Here is a 26,532-nt window from a genome sequence, read left to right on the forward strand (position 1 = left end):
CGGCGGGGTGGGATGCCACGACACGTCCCTCAAGACCTGCCCTATCCAGGGTGGGAGCCGCGGCGGGGGCGGGTGGTGAGCCACAGGGTCAGCCCCAGGATCACGCCGCCGCCGGTCACGACCGCCAGCGCGCCAAGCGCGAACATTCCGAAGGCTGCAGCCATGTCTGCACCGCTGACCACCGCGGGGCCCAAGGTGGCAGAAAAGACACCGGCCAGTCCCAACGCCACCAGCGCCAGCCCTGCTTGCAGCCCACGCGCGCGGCGCGCGCGCGGTGCGCGGCGCAGGGCGCGGGTCATGCGGCCAAGGTCGCTCTGCACCGCGATCAGCGCAGGCACGACCAGCAGGACCAGAATCATGCCGAAGGCCAGACCGTAGGTCAGGGTAATGACGGTCGGTTTCAGGAACTCCGCCTGGCGCGAGCCTTCGTAGAGCAGCGGCATCAGCCCCAGCACCGTGGTCAGCGTGGTCAGAAGCACCGGGCGCAGCCGGTCCACGGTGCCGTCGATGATGGCGGGGAACAGGCCGCGTTCCTTGGCATATTCGTCAATCGTGCCCACCAACACGATGGAGTCGTTGATGATGATCCCGGTCATGCCGATCAGGCCGATCACCGAGAATAGGCTCAAGGGCACATCCCAATGCAGATGTCCCCAGATCGCGCCAATGAGGCCGAAGGGAATGATCGACATGACCACCAAGGGCCGCGTCCAGCTGGAGAATATCCAAGCCAGCACCAGGTAGATGCCCAACAGGCTCATGATCAGGCCTGTGCGCGCCTCGTTCAGGAACTCACTTTCTTGTTCGGCCAACCCGCCCAGACGGTATTCCACGCCGAAGCGACCGGCGATCTCGGGCAGGATGTCGTTCGACAAGGCCAAGGTGATCTCTTCGGCCCGGGCCGCATCGCCCTCGTCGATATCGCCGTTCACACCAACAAGGCGAATGCCATTCTCGCGCTGCACGGTGGAAAAGCCTGTGCGCGAAATCACCGTGACAATGTCACCCAGCGCCACGTATTCGCCCGCCGTGGTGCGCATCTGCGCGGCCTCCAGGAAATCCGCAGACAGCTCGCCCTCGGGCAGCTCGACGCGAATGGCGGCGGATCGCGTGCCTTCCGGGTAGGTCGCTGCCTCGATCCCGCCCAGTCGGTTGCGGATGACCCGGCCCAGCGCGTCGATGGTAAAGCCCAGCGCTTGGCCCTGCGGCGTCAGCTCCAGCACCAGCTCTTCCTTGTCATAGGCAAGCGTATCTTCGACCGCGCTCACTTCGGGGAATTGGGTCAGGGCTTCCTTCAACCCCTCGGCGGCGGCTTTCAGAACTTCGGCCTCAGCCCCGTAAAGCTCGACATCCAGGGCATCCCCTCCCGGCCCGAAACGGGCGCCACGAAAGGCCAGAATCTCCAGCATAGGATGGCGCGGCACTGCGTCCTGCAAGCGACCGACGAAGTCGAAGCTGGTGTAGGGGCGCAGGTCGGCATCCACCATCTCGATGGAGATCGAGCCCAGAAGGTCCGTGTCCTTCGTGTCGACGCCCGACAGGCCACGCCCCTGCCCGCCGCCCACGCCGGAGATCACGAAATCCGCCGGGTGCACGCCATATTCGGCCTCGAACTCGCCACCGATGGTTTCGACCGCCTGCTGCACCAGCTTCATTTGCGCGATCGTATCCTCGCGCGTGGCGCCTTCGACCATTGCGAAATTGGCGGACACAACGCCCTGCTCAGGCGCATTGAAGAAGCGGAAGGGAATGTCGCCGCGGATGTAATAAGCGGCGGAGGACACCAGCACCAGAACAGCCGCGGCCAGCACCGGGTATCGCGCCCAGACCACCAGCCGCATCAACCGGCGGAACAAGTGTTCACGCACCAGGCGGAACCCCTTGTTCACCTGCCGCGAAGGCCAGTCGTACCAATGCTGCTTGGCCGTATGGGTCAGCGCATGAGCCATGTGGTTGGGCAGGATCAGGAAGCATTCCACAAGCGAGGCAATCAGCACCACGATCACCGTAAAGGGAATGGCGCCAATGGTATTGCCGAACCGCCCGCCGATGGCCATCAACCCGAAGAAGGCGATCACCGTGGTCAGGGTCGAGGAAAAGACCGGCGGGAACATGCGTTTCGCGGCATTCTCGGCGGCCTCGACGGGCCCTTCGCCCAGGTGGCGAGATCGAAAATCGGCATGTTCGCCCACCACGATGGCATCATCCACCACGATGCCAAGGGTAATGATCAACGCGAACAGGCTGATCATGTTGATGGTCAGCCCGGCCATGTACATCAACGCAATCGCGGTCAGCATCGCCACCGGAATGCCCGCCGCCACCCAGAAGGCGATGCGGGCGTTGAGGAACAGGAACAGCAGAAGCACCACCAACCCCAACCCCTGCAAGCCGTTGCGGGTGAGCATCTCGAGGCGAGAGGTAATGACCTCGGACCGGGTGCGGAACATCTGGATCGCAACGCCTTGGGGGAGGGACAGCTGCATCTCGGCGGCGACCTCTTCGACCACCTCCTGCATCTCGACCGCATCACCCTGGGCCGAGCGCGCCACGTTGATGATCATCGCTGGGTCATCACCGACGAAATAGGCGCGCGCGCGGTCGATACCCTCGACCCGCACCTGCGCCACATCACCAACGGTCAGGTTCGAGCCATCCGCGTTCGAGCGCAGGACAATGGCGGCGATTTCATCGGGCGAGCGTTTGGCCACGCCGGTGCGCACGCGGGCCGCACCCGACGCGACATTTCCCGCCGGGTCCGCGTCCGCCTCTTCAGCGATGGCGGCGGCGATCTGGGCCATGGTCACGTCATGGCGCACCAGGGACAGCGAGGGGACCTCGACAATGGTCTCGGGCGCCACGACCCCGGCGATGGAGGTGCGCGTCACGCCCTCGTTGAACAGGCGCACGGTAAACTCGTCGGCGAAACGGCCCAGCTGGTCGACACCGACCGGGCCGGTAATGGCCACATCGGTGACCGTATCGCGCCAGGCGCCGCGACGCACGGTGGCGTCCTCGGCATCCTCGGGCAGGTCCGAGATCGTATCGACCGCCGCCTGAACATCGTCGGCGGCACGGGCCATGTCCCAGCCTTCTTCAAACTCCAGGTAGATATTGGCCGAGCCTTCACGCGAACGCGACGAGCTGCTTTCCACCCCTTCGACCGCCAGCAGGGACGGTTCCATCACCTGAACGATGGCCGCGTCCACATCCTCGGCCCCGGCGCCGTCCCAGATCACGTTCACGGTCACGCTTTCAACTACCGAATCCGGGAAGAACTGCGCGCGCATGTTCGGGTAAGTGACCAGCCCCGCCGCGATCATCACGATCAAGAGCAGGTTGGCCACGGTGGCATGACGGGTGAAATAGCTGAGGATCCCGGTGGCGGAGAACATGGATCAGCCCCCCATGCGGGTTTCCAGCCGCTCGACGGTCTGCAGCGGAACCTCGTCCTGTTCGAGCGTCTTGAGCAGCCGCGCCTTCACATCCTCGGGCATGCGCTGGTTGGCCTCGACAAAAGCCACCAGCGCCGCGCGGCGGGCGTCGTCCAGGCGCACGGTCTCCGGCGCATCAGGCACCATCGCATCGGCGCGGATCGGGCGCACGCGAATACCTTCGCCCAACAGCGGGTTGCGATCCGCCACCACTTCGCGTCCAGCAAGCCCCCGCGCACGTACCAGCACGTCATCTCCCTGACGTCGCAGCAACTCAACCTCGGCCAGTTCCAGCCGCTCGCCATCGCCCAGCACCAACACGGTGCCCGCCGCGTCCACGGCGGAGGCGGGCAGCAGCGCGACACGTTCCAGCGGCGGTTCCTCAACCGAAACCGTGACGAAATCACCCGGCCGGAACCCGGCGGCAGCGTCCAAACGCGCGAACAGAAGCCGCCCGGTCAGGCCTTCGCCCACCACCGCGCTTTCGCGGTCGATCACGCCGGTGGCAACCAGATCCACCCCGGCCACATCCATCGTCACACGGACCGGCGTGCGGCTGAGATGGCCGTTTTCATCCAGCAGCCGAGCATATTGCGCGGTGGACAGGCGGAAGCTGACCTCCAGCGCGTCCGGGTCGATCAACTGCGCCAATTGCTCGTTCGATTGTACCAGGCGCCCGCGCACCACGGTCACGTCGGACAGGGTGCCCGAGAACTCGGCGCGGATTTCCGTGTCAGCCAGATTGCGTTCTGCATCGGAGAGATTGACCCGCGCCCGTTCCAAAGCCGTTTGGGCCGAGACACGTTTCAGCTCCGCCGTGGCCTGGGCCTGACGTCGTGACAGAACCGCCTGATCGGCGGCGGCGGCTGCCAGTTCGGCGGTTTCGACGGCAGCTTCGGTGCCCACACCGCGCGCCACCAAGTCCTTCTGGCGGGTCACGGCAGCTGCACGCAGCCCCGCCTGACGGGAGGCATTGGCCAGATCATCGCCCGCCAGGATCAGCGCCTGTTCGGCATCGGCCAGGTCAGCCTCGGCCTGGGAGGCGTCGGCCCGGGCAATCACCAGGGCGCTTTCGAAGTCGGTCGGATCGATGCGGGCCAACAACTCACCGGCGGTCACGGTCCCGCCCTCTTCAAACCCTTCGGCCAGGTCGACCAAGGTGCCGCCTGAGGCCGCACGCAACTCCAGCACCCGGCGGGAACGCAGTTCACCAAAGGCTGATAGGGTGGGCGTGATCCGCCCAGGTTCGACGGTAATGACATTGACGCCGAACACCCGTTCGCGCGCCGGGCGCGGCGTGCTGTCCTGCGCCAGGCGGGTCTGAACCGCATCATAACCCACGCGCCCGGCCCAGGCCAAAAGCCCGATCGTCAGCGCAACAAGCAACAGCCCGGTCAGGCTGCGGGTGAGAAAGCGCATGAAATGCCTCGTTTTTTCCTACCTGAATCCAACTTGCCCCGCGCAAGCGTGGGACGCAAGCGGGCGGGCGTCACAAGCTCTTTACGGGCGGGCGCGTCATTTCCGTCGCTTGTGTTCGTCCAGTCGTGGAAAAATCTCGACGAAATTGCAGGGCAGATGGCGGTAATCCAGTTGATATTGCAGGATTTCATCCCAGGCATCCTTGCAGGCACCGGTCGAGCCAGGCAGCGCGAAAAGATAGGTGCCATTGGCCACGCCCCCGGTCGCGCGACTTTGAACCGCAGAGGTGCCGATCTTGTTCATCGAGACGATGGTAAAGACAGTGCCGAAGGCCTCGATCTCTTTCTCATAGACGTCGCGATGGGCTTCGACACTCACATCTCGCCCCGTCAGCCCGGTGCCGCCGGTCGAGATAATCACATCAATTTCCGGGTCCAGCGACCAGGCGCGCAGCTGATCGGCAATCTGGGCCCGCTCGTCGCGGATGATCTTGCGGTCGGCCAACACATGCCCCGCCCCTTCGATCCGCCCGACCAGCGTGTCGCCCGACCGATCCTGGTCCAGCCCGCGCGTGTCCGACACGGTCAGGACCGCAATACGGACCGGGATAAATTCCTTGGTGGTGTCGATGCGGGACATGGGCTGCGCTCCTATCAGCTACGGTCGAACTCCACCCTATCTATGAAGCAAATCGCTGCAACCAGTATCCAAACCGTCGCAGCCCAGTAATCATCAGGAAAAAACGCATCGATTGAGCCCCGGAATGTATCGGTCGTGAAGACGTGGAACACTCCCGCGACCATCAGGTAGACCGCCGCCCCAACGACCATGGCATAGGCCAAGCTTTCCGCCGGTGCGCGCGGGATGGCGCGATTGTAGGCCCGGGCGACAGCCGCCAGGGTGATCCCCAGCAGGCTGTCCGTCAGTGACGGCATTCCGTCAGATTGAAAAATGCTCACCACCGCCGCGACCAGGATCCCCAAGACCGCAAGGGTCAGCGTCGGCTCGGACCGTTCAGCCGGAGCAGCATTCTCATCGTTCATCGGCTTCACAACTCGCGTAGCTTGGCTTGCAGTTCCAACAGGTCCGCCCAGGCTTCGCGTTTTGCATGCGGATTACGCAACAGATAGGCCGGGTGGAACATTGGCATGACCGGGCGGCCCAAAGCCTCTTCCCACTGGCCACGCAGACGGGTGATGCCGCGCTTGCCCAGAACCGCCTGGCAGGCATGGTTGCCCATCAGGACCAGGACGTCCGGCGCAACCAGTTCAACATGGCGCTGCACGAAGGGCATGAGCATCGCCACCTCATCCGGGTTCGGATCACGGTTCTGCGGCGGGCGCCAAGGCAGGACATCGGTGATATAGAGCGCATCTTTCGACAGGGTCGCCCCGCGCCCCATGCCGATCGCGTCGAACATCCTGTCCAGCAGCTGACCGGCCCGGCCGACGAAGGGCTTGCCCTCGCGGTCCTCATCGCGCCCCGGCGCCTCGCCGATCACCATGATCCGCGCCGCCGGGTTGCCATCGGCAAAGACCAGGTTGCGCGCACCCTTCTTCAGGTCGCAGCCCTCGAAAGCCCCCAGCTGAGCGCGCAGCCCGTCCAGATCCGAGGCCCCGGCCGCCATCTGCTTGGCCAGCGCGACGTGGTCGACGCGGGGTTCCTCGATCTTCTTGGGCATGACCGGCTTGGCCGGTTTCTGCGCCACGGCGGCCGGTTTCGGCGCGGGCGGCTCGACGGCATAGCGATCCACCGGCTCCTCACCGATAAACTCGCTCACCCCCATCTCGAGCTGCCACTCCAGCGCTGCGCGCGCCACGTGCCAGTCGATGGCCGTATCCTGTGCCGATTCCATGCGCCCAACTTACGGGTGCGGGCGCACAGGCGCAAACGCTGCGCTGCCCCCTATGGACGAAGCCCCCCGCCCGGCCTATACCCGCTACCCAAGACCCATCCGGAGGCCCCCATGACATTCCGCCAGCGCCATCTTCTGGGCATCGAACCCCTGCACCCGACCGAGATCACCACCGTCCTGGACCTGGCCGACCGCTATGTTGACCTGAACCGGCAGACGGTGAAACGGTCGAAGGCGCTGAAGGGGCTCACGCAGATCAACATGTTCTTCGAGAACTCGACCCGCACCCAGGCCTCGTTCGAGATCGCCGGCAAGCGCCTCGGGGCCGATGTGATGAATATGGCGATGCAGGCGTCATCCATCAAAAAGGGCGAGACGCTGATTGATACCGCGCTGACGTTGAACGCAATGCATCCGGACCTTCTGGTGGTGCGTCACCCGCATTCCGGCGCGGTGAACCTGCTGGCGGAAAAGGTCAACTGCGCGGTGCTGAACGCGGGCGACGGCAAGCATGAACACCCGACCCAGGCGCTGCTGGACGCGCTGACGATCCGTCGCGAGAAGGGGCGTCTGCACCGGCTGACCATCGCCATCTGCGGCGATATTGCGCACAGCCGCGTTGCCCGGTCGAACCTGATCCTCTTGGGCAAGATGGAAAACCGCGTGCGCCTGGTCGGCCCGCCGACCCTGATGCCCAGCCAGATCGACCAGTTCGGCGTCGAGGTCTATCACGACATGGAAGAGGGCCTGAAGGGCGCCGACGTGGTCATGATGCTGCGCCTTCAACGCGAACGCATGGATGGCGGCTTCATCCCCTCGGAACGTGAATATTACCACCGCTATGGTCTGGATGCGGCCAAGCTGGCCCATGCGAAAAACGACGCCATCGTCATGCACCCGGGCCCGATGAACCGCGGGGTCGAGATCGACGGCACCATCGCCGATGACATCAACCGATCCGTCATCCAGGAGCAGGTCGAAATGGGCGTCGCTGTGCGCATGGCGGCAATGGACCTGCTGGCGCGCAACCTGCGCGAGGCGACAGGGCCGGAAAGCGTGATGGTCTGAGAGCGGCGCTGGAGCCTACCGCATCCGCTTTACGCCCGATCGTCCTTCGGCGATCCCATGACCACATGGGTGACCAACTGGCGCACCTGCGGCAGGGTGCCCAGCTTGTCGGTGTGAAAGCGTTTGTAGGCGATCAGGTCCTCGGCCTCGACCCGCAGCAGATATTCGACGGTGCCGGTGATGTTGTGGCACTCGCGCACCTCGTCATAGAGCGCGACGGCGCGCTCAAACGCCTCCTGACCCTGTTTGGTGTGGTCGTTGAGGCCCACGGTGACATAGGCGGTAAAGCCGATGCCCATCGCCTCGGGGCTCAGTGTGGCGCGGTAGCCGGTGATCACGCCCTGGCGTTCCAGCTCCTGCACCCGGCGCAGGCAGGCGGAGGGGGAGAGGCCGACGCGCTCGGCCAATTCGGTGTTGGGCAGGCGCGCATTATGCGTGAGCTCACGCAATATTCGGCGATTCAGATCATCCATATTCATCGATCATTGCGCAGAAATCCGCCACGCACCCCATTTTGCAGCCCTATTGCGCAGAAGTTGCGCAAAGATTGTGTCCATGTCAATCGAACTCATCCTTGCCCTGTGCTCCTTCGCCTTCGTCTCGTCGATCACGCCGGGGCCGAATAACTTGATGCTGATGGCGTCGGGCGCCAACTTCGGCTTTCGCCGCACGGTACCGCATATGTTGGGGGTCGGGATCGGGTTCACGGTCATGGTGCTGCTGGTGGGCGCCGGGCTGATGCAGGTGTTCGATCGCTGGCCGGTGGCGCATGAGGTGCTGAAATGGGCCTCGCTCGCCTATCTGTGCTGGCTGGCCTGGAAGATCGCCCATGCGGGCGAACCCGGGCGCGGGGACAGCGGTGCGCGACCGATCACCTTCCTGCAAGCGGCGGCGTTTCAATGGGTCAATCCCAAGGCCTGGATCATGGCGCTGACCTCGATCACCGCCTATGCGCCGGATCGCAGCCTCTGGGCGGTGGGCATGGTGGCGCTGGTCTTCGGGCTGATCAACCTGCCCTGCGTGTCGAGCTGGACCGTGCTGGGGCAGGAGATCAAGCGCGTGTTGACAAACCAGCGGCGGCTGACCCTGTTCAACTGGACCATGGCCGGGCTGTTGGTGGCCTCCCTGTTGCCGGTTCTGTTCGCCTGATCGGTGGTGCTCCCGCCCCCTGCCCGCGCCTTCGGCTTGTCAGGGGTTGGGCGTGGCTGGGGGGCCAGCCCCCCAGACCCCCCGGGATACTTCGAGAAAAATGAAAGAGCGCAGCCCCCGGACCGGCGGGGTGGGAAAGCGTAACATCGCGGTTGGCGCAACAGCGGACAGGGTGGGAGCCGGTCCGGGGGCGGATTGGGGATGACCCGGGCAGCACCGCGCGCTATCCATAAGCCATGACCAGTGACCAGATCATTCTTTTCAGCCTGTTCGGGGCCGTGTTCGGCCTGCTTCTGTGGGGAAAATACCGCTACGACCTTGTCGCCTTTGCAGCCCTCATGCTGGCGGTGGTGCTGGGCGTGGTGGACTCCAAACACGCATTCGACGGGTTCGGTCATCCGGCAACCTTGGTGGTTGCGCTGGTGCTGGTGGTCTCGGCGGGGCTGGTACGCTCCGGCGCGGTGTTCCTGATCACCCGCACCCTGGTGGATGCCTCCCGCAGCCTGGGCGCACATATCGCCCTGATGGGCGCAATTGGCGGCGTGCTGTCGGCCTTCATGAACAATGTGGCGGCCCTGGCGCTGCTGATGCCCGTCGACATGCAGACCGCACGCAAGGCGGGGCGGGCGCCGGGGCTGAGCCTGATGCCGCTTTCCTTCGCCACCATCCTGGGCGGCATGGTCACGCTGATCGGCACGCCGCCCAATATCATCATCGCCTCGATCCGCGGTGACGCCCTGGGCGAGCCCTTTCGCATGTTCGATTTCGCCCCCGTCGGTGGGGTCACGGCGATTGCCGGGCTGATTTTCGTGGCCCTGATCGGCTGGCGCCTGATCCCGCAGCCCGAGGCCGCGCAAAACGGTGGCGATCCGATGGGCGATCATGGCCAGTACATCGCCGAGCTGACCATCCCCGAAGGCTCCAAGCTGATCGGCAAACGGGTCAAGGAGCTGGATGACGAGGCCGCCAAGAACGATGTCGCCATCCTGGGCGTCGTGCGGGACGGCAAGCGTCGTTATGGCACGCAGCGAAACACCGAGTTGCTTGCACAGGATGCGCTGGTGCTGGAGGCACGCCCCGAGGCGTTGGACGAATTCCGCGCGGCGCTGAGCCTGGATTTCGCCGAGGCCGGTCGGCAGGACAAGCTGACCGCAGAGGGCGCGGGCCTGTCGAAGATCGAGGTCGTGGTGCCCGAGACCGCCCGCATTAACGGCAAGACCGCACAGGCCATCGGGCTCAACTGGCGGCAGCGATCTGTGCTGATGGGGATTTCTCGCGGGGGCAAACGGATCTCGAAACAGGTGCGCAAGACGGTGGTGCGACCGGGGGACATCCTGCTGCTTCTGGTGCCAGCCGGAGCCGAGGCGGATGTGACCGAGTGGCTGGGCTGCCTGCCGTTGGCCGAACGGGGATTGGCGGTAACGCAGGACCAGAAGGTCTGGTGGGCCATTGCCATGTTCGCGGCAGCGGTCGCGGCAGCCAGCATCGGGCTGGTCTATCTGCCGGTGGCGCTAGGGTTGGTTGTGGTGGGCTATGTGCTGACGAAGATCGTGCCCCTGTCGGAGCTCTACACCCATATCGAATGGCCCGTGGTGGTCCTATTGGGCAGTATGATCCCGCTGGGCGCGGCCTTGGAAACGTCGGGGGGCACCGAGCTGATCGCGGGCACCCTTGTCGGGATAACCGAGGGCCTGCCCGCCTGGGCGGTACTGACCGTCCTGATGATCGTGACCATGACCCTGTCGGATGTCTTGAACAACACCGCCACGACCATTGTCGCGGCCCCGGTCGGCATTCAGATGGCGCAGGCTCTGGGCAAGAACCCGGACCCGTTCCTGATGGCCGTGGCCGTCGCGGCCTCCTGCGCCTTCCTCACCCCGATCGGACACAAGAACAATACGCTGATCCTGGGACCGGGCGGCTATCGCTTTGGCGACTACTGGCGTATGGGCCTGCCGCTGGAGATCCTCGTGGTCGCCGTGTCGATCCCGGCAATCCTGGTGTTCTGGCCGCTCTAACGCGGCCGACGGTCACGCGCGTGGGGCCGTCCCGAGGGGCGCGGCTTGCGGCGAAACATCGGCAGGTGCAGATTGCTGTCGCGCCCGGCGCCGAAACGCAGGCAGAGCGCCACGACGATCAGGCTGATCACCAGCCACAGCCCGCCCCAGAACTGCGACGTGCCGCCGAACTCGCGCGCCAGCATCACCGCGTCGCTTTCCACATGGGTCCGGCGCAACGTGTCGTCGAGGATATCCAGCGGCGCGTAGAGCATCGAGGTCAACCCGATCAACCTGAGCGCCAGATCGCTGACCTCATGCGGCAGGAAATGCGCAATGCCCAGCATGACCACACCGGCCCCCAGGCAGAAGATCAATGCGAAGGGTTCGCGCATATAGGCCACCGCGACGGCGACCAGAACGCCGCCCAGTACCCCCATGACCCAGCGATCCAAGTCGCTGCGCAGGGCCAGCAGGAACAAGACCACGCCCAACAGCAACGAGCCCAGATAACCCGCCGAGATGATCGCAAACAGGTTGCCGCCCCGCGTCGTTGTGGTGCCGCCCTGCATGGGGGAAAGGGTCATGCCCTCGACCGAGCCGCCGGTCAGCCAGGCGGCCAGCGCGTGGCTGAGTTCGTGCAGAAACACCACGAGGATTTTCAACGGCACCAGCACCGGCGTGGTCCAGAGCGCGGCCACCACCACGCCCAGCACCATCAGCTGCCAATGTCCGCGCAGCACCCGCATGGGATCACAGCGGCCAGATCAGCGGGATCAGCGCCGAGGCCAAGAGACCCACCGACAGGTTCAAGGGAATGCCGATCTTCATGAAATCAGTAAAGCGGTATCCGCCCGGCCCGTAGACAAGCATATTGGTCTGGTATCCGATGGGCGTCGCAAAACTGGCTGAGGCGGCAACCATCACCGCGACCACCAAGGGGCGCGCATCAATGCCCAACGCCTGTGCAAGCCCGATGGCAATCGGGGTCACCACCACGGCCACGGCGTTGTTTGAGACCAGCTCGGTCAGCACCGAGGTCAGCAGGTAGATCGCCCAGACGATCAGGAAGGGCGGCAGCCTGCCCAGGACCGGGGCCAGCCCCTCGGCAATCAGCTTGACCGCGCCTGAGGCCTCAAGGGCGGCACCAATGGCGAGCATGGCGAAGATCAGCGCCAACAAACGCCCATCGACAAAACCAAATGCCTCGTCCGCGTCGATGCAACGAGTGACCAGAACGGCGGCCACCGCCAGCACGGCGAGGTAGAAGATCGGCGCGACACCCAGACCGGCCAGGGCCACGATGCCGATCAGGGCCGCAATGGCAATCGGTGCATGGCTGCGTCGGAACTCTCGGGCCGAGGGTTTGGTCACGTCCACCAGGTCCATGTCGCTGGCCAGGCGCTGGATATCCTCCGGCGCGCCTTCCAGAAGCAGCGTATCGCCGACCCGCACCACCAGGTCATCCAGCTGCCGCCCGATATTCTGGTTCTTGCGATGCACGGCCAACGGATAGACACCGTAGCGGCGGCGCAGGCGCAGCTGGCCCAGCGACTTGCCAACCATCTTGCAGCCGGGAGAGATCAGGGTTTCGACTGTCGTTGTCTCGACCGCCGAGACCTGGTCGACGCGCTTGAGGCTCTTGTTGCGTTGCAGGCTCAAGAGTTCGGTCATAGCGGTGCGCAGTACCACACGGTCACCGACCTGCAGCTCGACCCCCTTGAGGTTACGGCGCAGCGAGGTATCGCCGCGGATGACGTCGATCAGCCGCACGCCCTCGCGTTTGAACAGCTGCACACCGGTAACCTCGCGGCCGATCAGGTTCGATTCCGGCGGGATCACCGCCTCGGTGAAGAATTTCTTGCGGCTGCGATCCGACAGGAGCGTCGCCATGCTGTCGCGGTCGGGCAGCAGGCGCGGGCCGATGAAATAGAGGTACAGCATGCCCCATGCGACCAGGATCAGGCCCAGCGGCGTGACCTCGAAGATCGAGAAGGGTTTCATGTCATGGGCGCGGGCGACACCGTCGACCAGCAGGTTGGTCGAGGTGCCGATCAGCGTAAGCGTGCCCCCCAGGATGGCGGCGTAACTCAGCGGGATCAGCAGTTTCGAAGCCGAAGTGCCCAGTTTGCGCGCCAGTTGGACGAAGACCGGGATCATCACCACAACCACGGGCGTGTTCGACACCACCGCCGAGCTGATGATCACGAAACCCATCAGCGTGCCCACCGCCACCATCGGACGCACCGCCGCCTGGCTTTCCGCCGATTTGGTGAACCAGTCCAGCGCGCCGGTGCGCACCAGCGCCCCCATGACGATGAACATCGCCGCAATGGTCCAGGGCGCCGGGTTGGACAGCACCATCAGCGCGTCGTCATAGGGCAGCACACCGAAGATCAGCATCAGCGCCACGCCGGCAATCGCCACCACCTCGGTCGGGAAGGTCTCGCGCAGGAATAGGACGAACATGACCGCGACGACCGTCAAGGCCAGGATGGCCTGTCCGGTCTGGCTCAGCTCGATTATGCCCATGGATGGCCCCCTGCCCTTGTTTTCAGGGAACTTACGCGGGCTTAGGGGCCTCGGGCAAGCGGCTTTCGCGCGGCTGGACAAGGAAAAGCCCCAGCATCATCAGGCCCAAAGCGGCCCAGACCCAGCCGGAATAGCTCTCGCCCAGCAGCGCCATGGCCCAGAGCACACCGCAACCGGTCACGAGGTAGCTGACCTGCGCGGCGAAGCTCGGCCCGGCGCGCTGCACCAGCCAGACATAGCCGGAATAGACCAGCGCGTGGGCAAACGATCCGGCGATCAGCGCAACGTCGGGTTTATCCCAGGGTAGGCTCAACGAAACATATGCGCCGGTGGACAGGGCCAGAGGCAGCGCCATGCAGGCGCCAAGCACCGACGCACCGAACAACGCCTGGATCGGATCCAACCCCGCCGTGCCCCATTTCGCGACCACATTACCCTCGATCGCATACATCAGCGGCGCAACCATGGCGAGCGGCACCCAGATAGCCACCCCGGGCGGCAGGGAAGTTTCTGGCGCCACCAGCAGGGCAACCCCGGCCAGGCCAACACCCAGACCGGCCAGACGCAGGGCACTGAACCGCTCGTTGCGCAGGATCAGCGCCATGGGAAAGGCAAACAGCGGCACGGCGGCGATGGTGATCGCCTGAACCCCTGCGGGCAGACGCTCCAGCGCGATGTAGCCTGCGGTGTTGGGCAGGACGGTGCCGGTGAGCGCGATGAACAGGTAGACCGCCAGGTGGCGCGGGGCAAAACCCGGGCGTTTGCCGCGCAGCAGGGTCAGCGTGCCCAGCACCACGGCCACGATCACCATCTGCCAGAAGATGATGCCGAAATGACGATGCCCGCCCTCGATCGCGATCTTGGCGGTCACACCGGTCAGGCCCCATCCGGTGCCCAGCAAAAGCAGGAACCCGATCAGACCGGCGCGGTGTTTCACGGCCGGGCGTCCTGCAAGCGGCCGCCGATGCGCACCATCTCGACCCGGGTGGCCAGGCCGGTGCGGTCGTCGGTCTCCACGTAGAGGCCGGACAGGGTCGCCTCGCCATTCGCTGGCGTAAAGCGCCCCTTGACCATGCCGGTGACAAAGCGGCGCATCGGTTCCTCGGCCTCCATGCCGATCACCGAGTTGTAATCGCCGCACATGCCCGCATCGGTCAGATAGGCCGTGCCCTTGCCCAGGATCATCGCATCGCCCGTGGGCACGTGCGTGTGGGTGCCGACCACGACCGAAGCGCGCCCGTCGCACCAGCGGCCCAGCGCCATCTTCTCAGACGTCGCCTCGCAATGCACATCGACAAGGATCGCCTGGGCATTGCCACCCAGGGGGTTGGCGCGCAGCACCTGATCCACGGCGGAAAACGGATCGTCAAAGGCACGTTTCATGAAGACATTGCCCAACACCTGGGTCACCAGGATCTGCCGTCCACGCGCATCCTTGAAGATGCGCGCGCCCGAGCCCGGCGCGCCCTTGGCGAAGTTCAACGGGCGGATGATGCGTTTTTCCTGTTCGCAGAAGGTCAGCATCTCGCGTTGATCGAACGCATGGTCGCCCAGGGTGATCACATCGGCTCCGGCCTCAAGAATGGCCTTCGCATGGGCGGCGGTCAGCCCCGCCCCCGAGGTCGCGTTCTCCGCATTCACCACGACAAAATCCAGCCGCCATTCCTCGCGCAGCTTTTTCAGTCGTTCGGAAACGGCCCGCCGTCCGGCGCGGCCCATGACATCACCAAGAAAGAGTATTTTCATGGCCCTAAGCCCTAGGCGCAGTTGCAGGCGAGGGCAAGGGGCGCCGTGCGGGGACGCAGGCAACTGTTCCCGGAAAATTCGAATTTTCCGGACCGGATTTTTCGAAAAATCCGGGGATCCGCACCCGCTGGGCCTTCAGAAGAAGGTCACACCCTGTTCGGTCACGATCCCGTCCAGCGGCTGATCGGTGGGTTCGATCGGCAGCCCCTCGGCCTGCTGCGCCGCATAGGCGTAGCCGAAAGCCGGGGTCGCATGCTTGGCGCGCAGACCTTCCAGGGTACGGTCGTAGAACCCTCCGCCATAGCCCAGGCGGTTGCCCCGCGCATCGAAGGCCACAAGCGGCACCACGACCACTTCGGGCTCCAGGTATTCCTTGACCGCGGGCACATGGGCGCCGAAGGCCCCTTCGACCATCTCGCAATCCGGGGTCCACTTGGCGAATTTCAGGGGCATGCCCGCGCCCTCGATCACCGGGATGACGATGGTGGACCAGGCCGACAGCGCCGCCATCGCGGGCAGAGGTGTGATTTCCGTGCGGATCGGCATGTAGCCCGCAATCACCTTGCCCTTGAAGGGCATCAGCGCCTCGATCAGATGGGCCACACCGGCCTGGGCGGCGGCGGGGGAATGCGCCTGTTTGCGGCGGGCAAAGGCGGCCTTGCGGGCCGCGGCCTTCACGTCGGTCAAGTCAGTCATCTACGCCTCACAACAGCATGATGGCGGCCAGGCCCAGGAAGGCAAAGAACCCGACCACATCGGTCACCGTGGTCACGAACGCCCCCGAGGCCAGCGCCGGGTCGATATCCAGGCGTTCCAATACGACGGGAATGACCACGCCTGCCAGCCCGGCCACGACCAGGTTGATCACCATCGCGACACCGATCACCACGCCTAGCAAAGGCGTGCCGAACCAGATCACGCCGACCACACCCATCACCACGGCGAAGATCACCCCGTTGACCACGCCCACCAGCACTTCGCGTCGTATCACCCGCCAGAGGTTGGCGGAGGTCAGGTCTTTCGTCGCCAGCGCGCGCACCGCGACGGTCAGCGACTGCGTGCCCGCATTGCCGCCCATTGAGGCGACGATCGGCATCAAGACCGCCAGCGCCACGAACTGCGCGATCACCTCATCAAACTGGGCAATCACCAGCGAGGCCAGGATCGAGGTCACCAGGTTTACCGCCAGCCAGGGGAAACGCCGTTTCGTTGTGCTGATCACCCGGTCCGCAAGCGAGCTTTCCTCGCCCACACCGGCCAGACGCAGGATATCTTCCTCGTGTTCCTCGTCAAGGATCGCCATGGCGTCGTCAATGGTGATCACACCGACCAGCCGGTCGTTTGAATCGACAACGGGGGCCGAGATCAGGTGATACTGGTTGAACGCATAGGCGACCTCACCCTCGTCCTGCAGCACGGGAATGGTGCGGAAACTGTCCTCGGTCAGATCCTTCAGCGGCACCTCGCGCGGGCTGCCCATGATCCGGCCCAGCGTGACATAGCCCGTCGGCCGCATGCGCGGGTCGATCAGGATCACGTGGTAGAACTGCTCCGGCAGGTCGTCCTCGGACCGCATGTAGTCGATCGCCTGGCCCACATCCCAGTGTTCAGGCGCCACCACCAGCTCGCGCTGCATCAGACGACCCGCGGAGTCCTCGGGATAGGACAGCGACTGTTCGACCACCACCCGGTCATCGTCGTCCAGCGCGTCAAGCACCGCCTCGGTCTGCGGCTCGTCCAGGTCCTCGATCAAGTCGACGACATCGTCGGTTTCCAGGTCACGCACCGCCTCGGCCAGGACCTCGGGCGACATTTCGGCGACGATTTCCTCGCGGATGCTTTCGTCGAGTTCCGACAGGATCTCGCCGTCCATCTCGATGCCATAGAGCTGCACCATCTCGGTCCGCTGGCGCGGGTCGAGCTGCTCCATGAGGTCGGCGATGTCAGCGGGGTGGAGCGGGTCCAGAACGTCAGCCAGGCCAATGGCGTCGCCTGCCTTCAGCGCGGCCAAAACCGGCTGAAACACGTCGTTGTCGAGTTCGTAGTCACCTTCTTCCAGGAGGTCATCGGTCATGTTTTCATCAAGCATGGCGCCCTCCTTGGTGTTGGGCCGGACCATAGGGCAGGCGCGCGCGGATTGGAACCGGTCAAAGATATTGCGCGGCGGATTTTGCCCGCCTAGGCTGGGTGCCGGTTTGACTGAAAGGCGCGACATGAAGCTGATCCTGGGCCAGGTGCTGACATTCACGGGCGATCCGTTCCATGCGCCGATCGACGAGGTGGTGCGCCACGAGCGGCACGGCGCGGTGGCCGTGGAGGCGGGAAAGATCGTGGCCATTGGCCCGGCGGACGACCTGCGCGCAGCCCATCCGGGCGCCGAGGTCACGGATTACGGTGACGCCCTGATCAGCGCGGGCTTTATCGACACCCATGTGCATTACCCGCAAACCGCCATCATCGCGAGCTGGGGCAAACGGCTGATCGACTGGCTGAACACCTATACGTTCCCCGAGGAGATCAGCTTTGCCGACCCCGCTCATGCGGCCGAGATCGCCAAGACCTATTTCGATCTGGTGACGGCGAACGGCACCACCACCACGGTCAGCTACTGCACCATCCATCCTGAAAGCGTAGACGCCTATTTCTCCGAAGCCGCCCGACGGGGCCTGCGTGTGCTGGGCGGCAAGACCTGCATGGATCGCAACGCCCCCGACGGGCTGCGCGACACCGCGCAATCGGCCCATGACGACAGCAAGCGGTTGTTGGAGCATTGGCATGGGCGGGGCCGGGCGGGATACGTGATCACGCCACGTTTTGCGCCGACTTCGACGCCCGAACAGCTCTCCGCCCTCGGCGCACTCTGGCAGGAACACCCGGACTGCCTGATGCAGACCCATATCAGCGAACAACACGAGGAAATCGCTTGGGTGGCCGACCTGTTCCCGCAGGCGCGCGATTATCTGGATGTCTACGAGCAGTTCGGCCTCGCGGGCCCCGGCGCGCTGATGGGCCACGCGATCCACCTGACCGACCGTGAACGCGACCGGCTGAAGGAGCTGGACGCGAGCCTGATCCACTGCCCGACTTCGAACACCTTCATCGGCTCGGGGCTTTTCGACATGGAAGGGCTGATGGCCCAGGGCCAGCGCATCGGCCTGGCCACGGACACCGGCGGCGGATCGAGCTTTTCCATGCTGCGCACCATGGCCGCCGCCTATGAGGTCGCCCACCTGCGCGGTGCCTCGCTGCATCCGGCGCAGCTGTGGTGGCTGGCAACCGCAGGCTCGGCCCGGGCAATCCGGATGGAGGATCGCATCGGCACAATCGCCCCGGGCATGGAGGCGGACCTGGTGGTGATCGACCTCAAATCCACCCCGGCCATCGCCCAGCGCGCGGCACGGGCCGAAAGCCTGTGGGAGGCCATCTTCCCCACCATCATGATGGGTGACGACCGCGCGGTGCAGGCGGTCTGGGCCAATGGCGAGAGGCTGATCGGGTGACGCCCGACCCGTCCCGGCGGGGGCGGGGGGCGGGGGGGTGGCACCTGGCCCGCAACAGGAGCTGCCCCATCAAGGGCGGGAGCCGCCGCCGGGACGGCCGCATCACCAGCAACTATCCAGAATTGTTAAATAATTTTCACCCGTGCGCTGGACAAGGGGGCTTTGCCCCCGGTTGGGCCGTAGCCAGCGCTGCGCGCAGGTCCGGGCAATCTCAATGAGCCGGTTGCCTCCATCCCCGATGGACCTATCATGCGCGTTCCCCGACACTGGACACGCCCATGCCCCAACTGCCCGACCACTTCCTCGACACCGACGAAACCCTGCTCTGGACCGGGCGGGTCGAGATGTCGCTTCTGATCCGTCGCCAGCTCAGGCGCGTGGCCTGGGGAGCAGCCCTGTCCGCCGTCCTGGCCGTGGTGATCCTGCTTTTCACCCGCCAGCCAGGCCTGATCCTGGTGCCCATCCTGATCGTACCCAGCCAGCTGGTCGCCCAGGGCATTGCCCGCCGTGCCCGCGAGCGGGATTTCTATTTCCTCACCGACCAACGCGTCGGCATCTGGGCACCGCCCACCGGCCCCGCCGCCCGGATCGCGGGGATGGAGGATGTGGCTGCGGGCAGCCTGACCCTGCCGCTCGACGCCCTCGACCGGGTCGAGATCACCCCGCACGGCCTGACCCTGCACCCGACCTCCGGGCCGGGCCACCTGCCCATCCACCTGACCGATTTGTCCGATCCGCAGGCCCTGGCCGCAGAAATCGACCAAGCCCGCCCGGCCTGACCCTGCGACCCGAGGCCACAAGCGCGCCGCGGGATTTGATCCGCCCGCCGCTTTCGCCTATCTGGAACCGGTATACAAACGAGGCCTCACCATGACCGACACCCCCAACCTGGAGCCGGGAGAGACGCTCCTTGCCTCCTTCAGCGGCAATCGCACGACCTATATCAAGGAACACGTGATGCTGGCCGCGCTCGGCTCGGTGCTGATGTCGGGAGTGCTGGTCTACATGGGCAATCCGCACGCCTGGACCGGCGTCGTGGGCGCGGTGGGCGCCATTGCTGTGCGCGGCTTCTACGTCGCGAAGGAACAGCTCGGGTTCACCTGGCACCTGACCGACCGCCGCCTGATCGGCCCCGGCGAGCGCTCGATCAGCCTGACGAATGTGGACAAGGTGAACACGATCTTCTCGGCCGCCCAGGTGGTCACCCGCACCGGCGACAAGTACCTCCTGAAATACCAGGAAGACACCGCCCGCACCAAGGCCGAGATCGAGCGCGCCGCGGCCGCCGCTTAAAAGGAGTGGCTTGGCGGGCCCCGCTGCAGATTTCGCTTGGTAGTTCCCGAATGCACCGTTTTCTTTTTGACTTTGAGAACTTCTTGAACGACCTTCCCGTCACCGCGATATTGCTGGCGGTGGCAGGATATGTCTGTGCCTTTCTTGCGGTGATCATTGCAACTCAGTCCCACCCCGAACGAGCGACAGAATGGGCCGTCGCCCTGTTGAGCGTACTCACATTCTGGTCGGTCTGGACTGGCATTCCTATCGTGCGGTATCTGCACAAGCGCTTTCAAGGGCCCAAGCGATGACCCAATCCGGCCATATCACCCGGCTGACGCTGGAGGACCCGGACGCCTGGGCCGCGCTTCTGGATCCGGGCGAGGATATCCTATGGCAAGGCCGCCCGGCCCTGCCCCGCCTGCCCGGGCTGAACCGGAGCATCTGGACCGTGGTCGGTGTTCTGTCCCTGCCCCTGGCGCTGATCATTGCCATCTTTGCCCTTGTTCCGGACGCAACCACGCGCGGGGTTCTGGGCGCGGGTTCGGGCGTGGCCCTTGGCCTGGCAGGCTGGTGGGTGATCCGGGCCATCCGCATGAACCGCACCATGCTTTACACCGTCACCACCCACCGCGCGATCATTTCGCGCGCACCGCTGGGTGGCACCGGCTGGGTCAACAGCGACAGCTGGGACATCACCTCTGACATGCCTCTGCATCTGATCGAGGGACCGGACGTCGCGGCAATCCATTTCGCCTCCCGCGAGGTCTGGGATGGCGGCCACATGCGCAGCGAACCCGTAGGCTTCCTGCGCCTGGCGGATCCCACCACCGTTCTGGCCGCCCTGCGCCAGGCCCAATCGCTTGACAGGGTGCGCAGGGACGCGGTGGAATGCCAACATATTTGAAAGGGTCCGATTTATGACCGCAGGACATTCAACCTCGAACAGCCCGACACCGACCGGCTGGGAAGGCATCCTGGACGAGGGCGAGACAGTGCTTTGGCAAGGCCGCCCCGATCCCCGCGTCGTGTTTCGCATCGAAAAGGCGTTCCAATTCATCTTCGGCCTGTTCTTTGCAGGTTTTGCGCTGTTCTGGATGGTGATGGCCAGCCAGGCGGGTGGGGTTTTCTGGATGTTCGGGCTGATCCACTTCAGCGCGGGCATCGCGATCAGCTTCGGCGCGATCTTCTGGGACGCCTACCGCCGCCGCCACACCTGGTACACGCTGACCGACCGCCGCGCCTTCATCGCCACCGACATGCCATTGAGGGGGCGCAAGCTGCAAAGCTATCCGATCGACGGCGCAACCCCGCTTGAGTTCAGCCCCGGCCCGCTGGCCACGATCACCTTCGCCAGCGAGGTCCGGCGCGGCAACAAGGGCCGCCGCTATAGCGTACCTGTGGGGTTTGAACGTATTGCGGACGGCGACGCGGTCTACCGCCACCTGCGCAAGATTCAGGAGGCACGCAGTGATGCAAAGTGAGCTGATGCAGCCGGGCGAGGCGGTTCTGTGGCGGCGGGAGTTGCCTGTGTCACCCACCAATGAACGCGGTTGGCACCTGTTGAATGTCGCGCTATTCGCCTTGCTCGCGTCGATGCAACTGCTCGAAACCGGTCGGCTTTCCTCGGCCTTAGAAGGGGCACCACGGGAAACCTTCCTGCTGCTCATCCTGCCGACGGTGGCTCTCAGCGTTCATCTGATCCCCTGGATCCGGGACCGATGGCTGGTTAGATCCGCTCTGATCGCATCACTGATCCATGTGCTTTTTCTGTTCGGCGCATTTGTACCCCCCTTCCAGCCCAGCCTGGCTGCGTTCAGCGGGATCTCCCTAATCCTAGGTGGTGTTCTTTCCGCTCCGGCGCGGGGAGGGAACACCAAGGCGGCCGGAGCCCTGCACCTGACCGATCGGGATGCACATTGGCTCATGCCCGGCAAACGCTCACGCTTCGCACCGTGGCAAGAGATTACCACCCGTTATATCCTGGGTCGGCTCTCCTTGACCGGCTACCCGAGCGCAAAGAAGACCTTCACGGTGGAGCTGTCCCTCTCCCCGGAGGACCATGATCGGTTGCAACAGGCCATCAGCCGGAAAATCTGAGGCACCATAGACCCTTCCCGCCCGACGCAAACCATGGCAAACAGGCGCGCAACGCAAGATGCTGCTGCGAAGGACGCGCCCATGACCACGACCATGATCACCACCTTCACCAACGCCCGCCTGATCAACCCGGAAACCGGCACGGATGAGATCGGCAGCCTGACCATCGAGGGCGGCGTGATCACCGCGTTGAACGGGGCCGAACAAGGCGACGTGATCGACTGCAACGGCAAATGCCTTGCCCCCGGGATCGTCGACATGGGCGTGAAGATCGGCGAACCGGGCGAGCGCCACAAGGAAAGCTTCCGCACAGCAGGCGCGGCGGCGGCGGCCGGCGGCGTCACCACCATGGTCATTCGCCCCGACACCACCCCAGCCGTGGACACGCCCGAAACGCTGGAGTTCGTCACCCGCCGCGCAGGCCAGACTGCGCCGGTGAACGTACACTCCATGGCCGCCCTGACCAAAGGCCGCGAAGGGCGTGAGATGGTCGAGGTCGGTTTCTTGCAGGACGCAGGCGCGGTAGCCTTTACCGACTGCGACCATGTGATCCAGAACCCCAAGACCTTTGCCCGCGCCATGACCTATGCCAAGTCTCTGGGCGCACTGGTCGTGGCCCACCCGCAGGACCCGACCTTGTCGGACGGGGCCGCCGTGACCTCCGGCAAGTTTGCCTCTCTGCGCGGCCTGCCTGCCGTGTCGCCGATGGCGGAACGCATGGGGCTGGAACGCGATCTGGCGCTGGTCGAAATGACGGGTGCGTCCTATCACGCCGACAGCCTGTCCTCAGCCACGGCCCTGCCAGTGCTGGAACGCGCCAAAGCCGCCGGGTTGGATGTCACCGCCGGGGTCAACATCCACCACCTGACCCTGAACGAGCTGGACGTGGGCGATTATCGCACCTTCTTTAAACTCAAACCGCCGCTGCGCAGCGAAGATGACCGCCTGGCCATGGTCGAGGCCGTGGCCTCCGGCCTGATCGACGTGGTCTGCTCCATGCACACGCCGCAGGACGAGGAAAGCAAACGCCTGCCCTTCGAAGAGGCCGCTTCCGGCGCCGTGGCCCTGGAAACCCTTCTGCCCGCCGCCATGCGCCTGGTGCACGCCGACCTGATCGACCTGCCCACGCTCTGGCGCGCCATGTCGCTGAACCCAGCGAGCCGTCTGGGCCTGCCCGGTGGCCGCCTGGCCGAAGGGGCGCCTGCCGACCTGGTGCTGTTCGACCCGGACGCGCCCTTCGTTCTGGACCGGTTCGCGCTCAACTCGAAGTCCAAGAACACGCCCTTCGACGGCGCTCGCATGGAAGGCCGCGTCCTGGGCACCTGGGTCACGGGCTCCCGCGTTTTCGGCTGACCTCCCCTCTTTATCTTGCCAAAAATATCTCGGGGGAATGCCGCGCCGTCAGGCGTGGCAGGGGGCAGAGCCCCAAACCCCGAGGCGCAGCCGAGATATCAAGCGTGCCGAAGGCACTCCGCCAGATCACGCCCCTTGACCTGCGCGCCCTTCGGGCCCATTCCTGTCGCCAACCCACAGGAGCCCGACAATGCCCGAAATCACCTCCGCCCTGCCCCTGCTGGCCGCAATTGCCCTGGTCGGCTATCTGCTGGGCTCGATCCCCTTCGGCATCGTTTGGGCACGTATCTTCGGGCTTGGCGACCTGCGCCAGATCGGGTCGGGAAATATCGGCGCCACCAATGTGCTGCGCACGGGCAACAAGCTCGCCGCCTTCCTGACCTTGGTCTGTGACGCGGGCAAAGGGGGCGCTGCGGTGCTGATCGCCCGCGCCCTGGTGGGAGAGGACGCAGCCCAGATCGCGGGTTTCGCGGCCTTCCTGGGTCATTGTTTTCCCGTATTTCTTGGTTTCAAGGGCGGCAAGGGCGTGGCGACCTGGCTGGGCACGCTGCTGGCGTTGGCCTGGCCCGTGGGCCTGGCCGCCTGCGCGACCTGGCTGGCCACCGCAGCCCTGTTCCGCATTTCCTCGCTGGCCGCCCTGACCGCCGCAGTTCTGACCCCGCTCTGGGCCGTGGTTCTGGGCGCAGAGCGGGCCGCCCTGCTCTGCATCGCCCTCGCCGCGCTGATCCTCATTCGCCATAAAGCCAACATCATCCGCATCCTGGCCGGAGAAGAGCCGCGCATCGGCCGCAAGTAGCCCCACATCCCAGGACGTCACCGGTCCGGAAACCCGGAGTTGATTTCCGCCGTTCTTAACGTCACCCTGCCCCCAGCCGCCCCACCGAAACGAGGGCAGCCAAGAACCTGTTTCAAAAAGGGGAGTGACCCATGGACTTCATGACAGCCGTCAAGACCTGTTTCTCGAAATACGTTACCTTCTCTGGCCGCGCCCAGCGTTCGGAGTTCTGGTGGTTTGCACTGTTTACGACCGTTTGCAGCATCATCCTGACCATCGTCGATTCCGTGCTGTTCGGCACGGTGACAACCGGGCCCGGCAGCTTCGAGGCTCAATCGGACGTGGCGATCCTGTCCAGCCTGTTCAGCCTGGCTGTCTTCCTGCCGTCGATCTCGGTGGCGGTACGCCGGTTGCATGACACCGACCGCTCCGGCTGGTGGTGGTGGCTGATCCTGGTGCCGATCATTGGCATTATCGTTCTGATCGTCTGGTATGCGACACGGGGCACGAGCGGTTCGAACCGGTTCGGGGAAGACCCGCTGGGGGGCGCAGGCCACGGTGGAGGCGGCGCGAATTTCGACGAGGCTTACACGCCGTCATCAATCCCGAACGTGTCAAACGATTGACCTGAAAGCAGAAAGGCCCGGGCAATACGCACCGGGCCTTTTCGGTGAAGATTCTGACCGTCAGTAGCTGAAATCGGCGTAGATGCGGCTCAGATCGCCATTCCAGTCGCCGTGATAATGTTCCAGCAACTCGTCGGCAGGTACCTTGCCTGCTTCGATACTGTCCTCCAGCGCGTTGAGGAAATGGCGCTCGTCCGGAACCATGCCGCCGATACCCGGGCGGGCGCGGGCCTTCAGGCCGGCCTGCGAGATTTCCAGCGCGCCCTTGGCCAGGTCCTGCAGCCTGACGCCATTCGCCTCGCCCTGCAGACCGTCGACTGAGGCCGCCACGCGCAGCTCTTCACGAGTCTCGGCATCCAGCCCCTTGACCAGTTCCCAGGCCGCATCCAATGCGCCTTGATCATACATCAGCCCGACCCAGAAGGCCGGCAGCGCGCAGAGCCTGCGCCAGGGGCCGCCATCGGCGCCGCGCATTTCCATATACTGTTTGATGCGGGCTTCGGGGAAAGCGGTGGTCAGGTGATCGGCCCAATCGCTCAGCGTCGGAGTCTCGCCGGGCAGCGCGGGCAGCTTGCCGTCCATGAAGTCGCGGAAGGACATGCCCAGCGCGTTGATATACTTGCCGTCGCGGTAGACGAAATACATCGGCACATCGAGCGCATATTGCACATAGCGTTCAAACCCCATGCCGTCTTCGAAGACGAAGGGCAGCATGCCGGTCCGCGCGCCGTCCAGGTCGCGCCAGATGCGCGAGCGCCAGGACTTGTGGCCATTGGGCTTGCCCTCGAAGAAGGGCGAGTTCGCAAACAGCGCCGTTGCAACCGGCTGAAGCGCCAAGCCGACCCGGAACTTCTGCACCATGTCCGCCTCTGAGGCGAAGTCCAGGTTCACCTGCACGGTGCAGGTGCGATACATCATCTGTTTGCCATGGGTGCCGACGCGATCCATGTAATCGGTCATCAGCGCATAACGCCCCTTGGGCATGACCGGCATCTGTTCATGGGTCCATTCCGGCGCCGCGCCAAGGCCGATGAACCGCGCGCCGATCTCATCCGCGATCTCATGCACCTCGCGCAGATGCTCGTTCACCTCGTCGCAGGTCTGGTGGATGTTGTCCAAAGGCGCGCCCGACAGCTCGAACTGCCCGCCAGGTTCCAGGCTGATATTTGCCCCGTCACGTTTGAGGCCAATGAGCTTGCCGCCCTCTTCCAGCGGCTCCCAGTTATACCGGTCGCGCAGCCCTTCCAGCATTTTCAGGATCGAGCGTGGCCCGTCATAGGGCAGAGGTTTCAGCGTATCCTTGCAATAGCCGAACTTCTCATGCTCGGTGCCGATCTTCCATGCTTCACGCGGCTTGCAGCCATCGGCCAGGAACTGGGCCAGCTGGTCGTGATGGGTGATCGGCCCGCCGCCGCTCTGGGGGATGGACATGGTGGCCTCCGCTGCTGTCCCTCAATTCAGCCCACAGTCGTGGGGCAAGTGCGGAGCAGTGTCAATGCGACTTGCACCACGGGTCTTGTCCGTTCACGACAGGTTTATCCGGAAAGCCGCCTGATCCGGCAGAGCGCGCCGGGGCGCAGCCGCGGCCATCCGGCAACCGACAGCGGGCTCTGCCTGCGAGAGGTGCCGCGCCACCGAAAATTATTTGAATAATTTTGCTGGAGGGGGGCCTCGCTTCGCTCGGTTTTCGGATTTGCAGCGCG

General features: G+C 64.8%; 26 protein-coding genes. 13 read left to right on the forward strand and 13 right to left on the reverse strand.

Annotation, left to right across the window (positions count from 1 at the left end):
- Positions 1 to 41: 41 nt before the first annotated feature.
- The 5 genes from ACO07D_RS04045 to ACO07D_RS04065 all read right to left on the reverse strand — a co-directional run bounded on the left by ACO07D_RS04045 (position 42) and on the right by ACO07D_RS04065 (position 6,708).
- Complete coding sequence (locus tag ACO07D_RS04045) at positions 42 to 3,395, reverse strand: efflux RND transporter permease subunit (protein ID WP_421701674.1); 3,354 nt, start codon at positions 3,393 to 3,395, stop codon at positions 42 to 44.
- 3 nt (positions 3,396 to 3,398) lie between these two features.
- Entirely contained in the window at positions 3,399 to 4,853 is a 1,455-nt protein-coding gene (locus ACO07D_RS04050) for an efflux RND transporter periplasmic adaptor subunit (RefSeq protein WP_421701675.1), read from the reverse strand.
- Positions 4,854 to 4,949: 96 nt separating this feature from the next.
- Positions 4,950 to 5,492 (reverse strand): molybdenum cofactor biosynthesis protein B, encoded by a 543-nt coding sequence (gene moaB / locus ACO07D_RS04055; protein ID WP_421701676.1) that lies wholly within the window; start codon positions 5,490 to 5,492, stop codon positions 4,950 to 4,952.
- Between the two features lie 14 nt (positions 5,493 to 5,506).
- Positions 5,507 to 5,896 carry a hypothetical protein gene (locus ACO07D_RS04060; RefSeq protein ID WP_421701677.1) on the reverse strand — a complete coding sequence of 130 codons (390 nt, stop codon included), beginning with the start codon at positions 5,894 to 5,896 and terminating at the stop codon, positions 5,507 to 5,509.
- A 5-nt stretch (positions 5,897 to 5,901) separates the two neighbouring features.
- Positions 5,902 to 6,708 carry a uracil-DNA glycosylase gene (locus ACO07D_RS04065; protein WP_421701678.1) on the reverse strand — a complete coding sequence of 269 codons (807 nt, stop codon included), beginning with the start codon at positions 6,706 to 6,708 and terminating at the stop codon, positions 5,902 to 5,904.
- A gap of 111 nt (positions 6,709 to 6,819) precedes the next feature.
- Here ACO07D_RS04065 and ACO07D_RS04070 point away from each other — a divergent pair, with 111 nt between their 5' ends.
- Positions 6,820 to 7,776 carry an aspartate carbamoyltransferase catalytic subunit gene (locus ACO07D_RS04070; protein WP_421701679.1) on the forward strand — a complete coding sequence of 319 codons (957 nt, stop codon included), beginning with the start codon at positions 6,820 to 6,822 and terminating at the stop codon, positions 7,774 to 7,776.
- Positions 7,777 to 7,805: 29 nt separating this feature from the next.
- Here the strand turns inward: ACO07D_RS04070 and ACO07D_RS04075 are convergent, their stop codons facing one another.
- The gene (locus tag ACO07D_RS04075; RefSeq protein ID WP_421701680.1) at positions 7,806 to 8,249 is read right to left on the reverse strand and encodes an Lrp/AsnC family transcriptional regulator; all 444 of its coding nucleotides are present in this window, start codon (positions 8,247 to 8,249) and stop codon (positions 7,806 to 7,808) included.
- 82 nt (positions 8,250 to 8,331) lie between these two features.
- Here ACO07D_RS04075 and ACO07D_RS04080 point away from each other — a divergent pair, with 82 nt between their 5' ends.
- Both ACO07D_RS04080 and ACO07D_RS04085 read left to right on the forward strand, forming a co-directional pair.
- Positions 8,332 to 8,925, forward strand: coding sequence for a LysE family translocator (locus tag ACO07D_RS04080; RefSeq protein WP_421701681.1), 594 nt, complete (start codon positions 8,332 to 8,334; stop codon positions 8,923 to 8,925).
- A 236-nt stretch (positions 8,926 to 9,161) separates the two neighbouring features.
- Positions 9,162 to 10,943 carry an SLC13 family permease gene (locus tag ACO07D_RS04085; protein ID WP_421701682.1) on the forward strand — a complete coding sequence of 594 codons (1,782 nt, stop codon included), beginning with the start codon at positions 9,162 to 9,164 and terminating at the stop codon, positions 10,941 to 10,943.
- Here ACO07D_RS04085 and ACO07D_RS04090 read toward each other — a convergent pair.
- The 6 genes from ACO07D_RS04090 to mgtE form a co-directional block, all read right to left on the reverse strand.
- Entirely contained in the window at positions 10,940 to 11,671 is a 732-nt protein-coding gene (locus ACO07D_RS04090) for a M50 family metallopeptidase (RefSeq protein ID WP_421701683.1), read from the reverse strand. The genes ACO07D_RS04085 and ACO07D_RS04090 overlap by 4 nt on opposite strands.
- A gap of 4 nt (positions 11,672 to 11,675) precedes the next feature.
- Positions 11,676 to 13,454 (reverse strand): SLC13 family permease, encoded by a 1,779-nt coding sequence (locus ACO07D_RS04095; RefSeq protein WP_421701684.1) that lies wholly within the window; start codon positions 13,452 to 13,454, stop codon positions 11,676 to 11,678.
- A 31-nt stretch (positions 13,455 to 13,485) separates the two neighbouring features.
- The gene (locus ACO07D_RS04100; RefSeq protein ID WP_421701685.1) at positions 13,486 to 14,391 is read right to left on the reverse strand and encodes a DMT family transporter; all 906 of its coding nucleotides are present in this window, start codon (positions 14,389 to 14,391) and stop codon (positions 13,486 to 13,488) included.
- On the reverse strand, positions 14,388 to 15,200 hold the full coding sequence (locus ACO07D_RS04105) for a TIGR00282 family metallophosphoesterase (RefSeq protein WP_421701686.1): 813 nt from the start codon (positions 15,198 to 15,200) through the stop codon (positions 14,388 to 14,390). The genes ACO07D_RS04100 and ACO07D_RS04105 overlap by 4 nt, the downstream gene beginning before the upstream one ends.
- Before the next feature lie 135 nt (positions 15,201 to 15,335).
- Positions 15,336 to 15,896 (reverse strand): 5-formyltetrahydrofolate cyclo-ligase, encoded by a 561-nt coding sequence (locus ACO07D_RS04110; RefSeq protein WP_421701687.1) that lies wholly within the window; start codon positions 15,894 to 15,896, stop codon positions 15,336 to 15,338.
- A gap of 7 nt (positions 15,897 to 15,903) precedes the next feature.
- Positions 15,904 to 17,289, reverse strand: coding sequence for a magnesium transporter (gene mgtE / locus ACO07D_RS04115; RefSeq protein ID WP_421701688.1), 1,386 nt, complete (start codon positions 17,287 to 17,289; stop codon positions 15,904 to 15,906).
- 124 nt (positions 17,290 to 17,413) lie between these two features.
- On the opposite strand from mgtE, the gene guaD reads away from it, so the two are divergent.
- The 10 genes from guaD (at position 17,414) to ACO07D_RS04165 (ending at position 24,829) form a co-directional block, all read left to right on the forward strand.
- Complete coding sequence (guaD, locus tag ACO07D_RS04120; RefSeq protein WP_421701689.1) at positions 17,414 to 18,700, forward strand: guanine deaminase; 1,287 nt, start codon at positions 17,414 to 17,416, stop codon at positions 18,698 to 18,700.
- A gap of 278 nt (positions 18,701 to 18,978) precedes the next feature.
- Complete coding sequence (locus tag ACO07D_RS04125) at positions 18,979 to 19,479, forward strand: hypothetical protein (RefSeq protein WP_421701691.1); 501 nt, start codon at positions 18,979 to 18,981, stop codon at positions 19,477 to 19,479.
- A 91-nt stretch (positions 19,480 to 19,570) separates the two neighbouring features.
- Entirely contained in the window at positions 19,571 to 19,993 is a 423-nt protein-coding gene (locus ACO07D_RS04130) for a hypothetical protein (RefSeq protein WP_421701692.1), read from the forward strand.
- Between the two features lie 50 nt (positions 19,994 to 20,043).
- The gene (locus tag ACO07D_RS04135; protein ID WP_421701693.1) at positions 20,044 to 20,286 is read left to right on the forward strand and encodes a hypothetical protein; all 243 of its coding nucleotides are present in this window, start codon (positions 20,044 to 20,046) and stop codon (positions 20,284 to 20,286) included.
- A complete protein-coding gene (locus tag ACO07D_RS04140; RefSeq protein WP_421701694.1) occupies positions 20,283 to 20,882 on the forward strand; it encodes a hypothetical protein in 600 nt (199 codons plus the stop codon). The genes ACO07D_RS04135 and ACO07D_RS04140 overlap by 4 nt, the downstream gene beginning before the upstream one ends.
- 13 nt (positions 20,883 to 20,895) lie before the next feature.
- Entirely contained in the window at positions 20,896 to 21,459 is a 564-nt protein-coding gene (locus tag ACO07D_RS04145; protein WP_421701695.1) for an aspartate carbamoyltransferase catalytic subunit, read from the forward strand.
- Positions 21,449 to 22,075 (forward strand): hypothetical protein, encoded by a 627-nt coding sequence (locus ACO07D_RS04150; RefSeq protein WP_421701696.1) that lies wholly within the window; start codon positions 21,449 to 21,451, stop codon positions 22,073 to 22,075. Before ACO07D_RS04145 ends, ACO07D_RS04150 begins: the two co-directional genes overlap by 11 nt.
- A gap of 93 nt (positions 22,076 to 22,168) precedes the next feature.
- Complete coding sequence (pyrC, locus tag ACO07D_RS04155; RefSeq protein ID WP_421704983.1) at positions 22,169 to 23,428, forward strand: dihydroorotase; 1,260 nt, start codon at positions 22,169 to 22,171, stop codon at positions 23,426 to 23,428.
- 190 nt (positions 23,429 to 23,618) lie between these two features.
- Complete coding sequence (gene plsY, locus ACO07D_RS04160) at positions 23,619 to 24,224, forward strand: glycerol-3-phosphate 1-O-acyltransferase PlsY (protein ID WP_421701697.1); 606 nt, start codon at positions 23,619 to 23,621, stop codon at positions 24,222 to 24,224.
- Positions 24,225 to 24,355: 131 nt separating this feature from the next.
- Entirely contained in the window at positions 24,356 to 24,829 is a 474-nt protein-coding gene (locus ACO07D_RS04165) for a DUF805 domain-containing protein (protein WP_421701698.1), read from the forward strand.
- 60 nt (positions 24,830 to 24,889) lie between these two features.
- Here ACO07D_RS04165 and ACO07D_RS04170 read toward each other — a convergent pair whose 3' ends face one another.
- Positions 24,890 to 26,260: a glutamate--cysteine ligase gene (locus tag ACO07D_RS04170; RefSeq protein WP_421701699.1), complete on the reverse strand. Its 1,371-nt coding sequence runs from the start codon at positions 26,258 to 26,260 to the stop codon at positions 24,890 to 24,892.
- Positions 26,261 to 26,532 lie beyond the last annotated feature (272 nt).

The sequence above is a fragment of the Aliiroseovarius sp. genome (assembly GCF_965228805.1).
Lineage (GTDB): Bacteria > Pseudomonadota > Alphaproteobacteria > Rhodobacterales > Rhodobacteraceae > JASBTN01.